This window comes from Pseudomonas sp. 32_A, assembly GCF_017490905.1.
Lineage (GTDB): Bacteria > Pseudomonadota > Gammaproteobacteria > Pseudomonadales > Pseudomonadaceae > Aquipseudomonas > Aquipseudomonas inefficax.
The window spans coordinates 1-335 of the sequence record NZ_JAFGYI010000425.1; the positions used below are offsets into that span (position 1 = coordinate 1).

Annotated in this window: 1 pseudogene; it reads left to right on the forward strand. The window is 57.9% G+C overall.

The features are described from left to right. Positions 1 to 152, forward strand: a pseudogene (locus J5M58_RS27330) (glutamate dehydrogenase); the annotation flags it as partial. Between the last annotated feature and the right edge of the window lie 183 nt (positions 153 to 335).

Here is a 335-nt window from a genome sequence, read left to right on the forward strand (position 1 = left end):
ACAGCAAGCTGCACAACATCATGCAGTCGATTCACCATGCTTGTGTGCATTACGGTGAAGAGGCGGATGGCAGCATCAACTACGTCAAAGGTGCGAACATCGCAGGCTTCGTGAAAGTGGCTGATGCGATGCTGGCGCAGGGCGTGGTTTGATTCGAGGCCGTTGGGGCCGCTTTGCGGCCCTTTCGCGACACAAGGCCGCTCCTACAGGTATCGCGCATGTTCAGAAATGACGCGGTCCTTGTAGGAGCGGCCTTGTGTCGCGATGGGCTGCAAAGCAGCCCCCAGGCCCTCAACCTTCACCCAAAACCTCAACCACTTCGATCACCTGCTCCC